Origin of the sequence: Methylobacterium sp. B1 (assembly GCF_000333255.1) — a bacterium.
GTDB classification, from domain to species: Bacteria; Pseudomonadota; Alphaproteobacteria; order Rhizobiales; family Beijerinckiaceae; genus Methylobacterium; species Methylobacterium fujisawaense.
The window spans coordinates 1-1136 of the sequence record NZ_BACT01000388.1; the positions used below are offsets into that span (position 1 = coordinate 1).

The 1136-nt window shown below is 72.7% G+C and carries 1 protein-coding gene; it reads left to right on the top strand.

Features of this window, described 5'->3' with window-relative positions; genetic code table 11:
- Positions 1-990, top strand: a 990-nt coding sequence (locus tag I53_RS11375) for a glycosyltransferase family 4 protein (protein ID WP_043350619.1), incomplete at its 5' end; no start/stop codon positions are given.
- Positions 991-1136: the final 146 nt, after the last annotated feature.

The window sequence follows — 1136 nt, forward strand, 5'->3', positions numbered from 1 at the left end:
CGTCTTGCACGGCGTCGGACCTCCCTGGCGGCTCTCCGGCGGGATGCCTCGCCCCTGAGCGCCCTGCCGGTGCTAGGCCGGCTCGGCGCCCTGGCCCTGGAGATCGCGCGGGCGGCGCGCGCCTGCGACGTCGTCTACGCGAATTCGCAGAAGGCTTTCCTGCTGTCCGCCTTCGCCGCGCGCTGCGTCGGACGCCCCCTGGTCTGGCACCTGCACGACATCCTCGACAGCGCGCATTTCGGGCGGGCCCAGCGCATCGCCCAGGTGTGCCTCGCCAATCTCTGCGCGACCCGGGTGATCGTGCCGTCCGAAGCCGCAGCGCGGGCCTTCGTTCAGGGCGGGGGACGCCGATCCCTGATCCGTATCGTGCCGAACGGCCTCGACCTCGACCGCGACCCCCGGCCCGCCGCGGCGCTGCGCGCGGAACTCGGCCTTCCGGCGGGTCCGCTCGTGGGCGTGTTCAGCCGCATCGCGCCCTGGAAGGGACAGGACGTGCTGATCGAGGCGCTCGCGCGCCTGCCCGGCCTCCACTGCATCGTGGTGGGGGCGCCGCTCTTCGGCGAGGATGCCTACGCGGCGCATCTGAGGGACCTTGTGGCCAAGTACCGGCTGTCGGACCGGATCACGTTCCTCGGCCAGCGCGACGACGTCCCCCGACTGATGCAGGCGGTCGACGTGGTCGTGCACCCCTCAGTCGATCCGGAACCGTTCGGCCGCACCCTCGTCGAGGCGATGCGCGTCGGCGTGCCGGTGGTCGCCACGGATGCGGGTGCCTCTGCGGAGATTCTCGACGGCGGCGCGGCCGGAACGCTGGTGCCGCCACGGCGACCGGACCGTTTGGCCGCTGCCCTGTCGGAGCTGCTCGAAAACCCCGACGCCTTCGCGACGCGAACCGATCTCGCCCGGGAACGGGCATTGTCCCGCTACGCAGCGGACCGGATGCAGCGCGCGCTCGCCGACATCATCCTCCAGGTCGCCGGCCGCGCCTGACGGGCCGGCAATCCCTCCCCTCTCGCTCGGAGCCGTCAGAACCGCAATGCCGCGCGTCCTCGTCAACATGCCGAGCCAGCATGCCGGTCGGCCGTCGGGCGTCGCCCTCGTCGCCTTCCGGGTGATCGCCGGCCTGATCGCGCGCG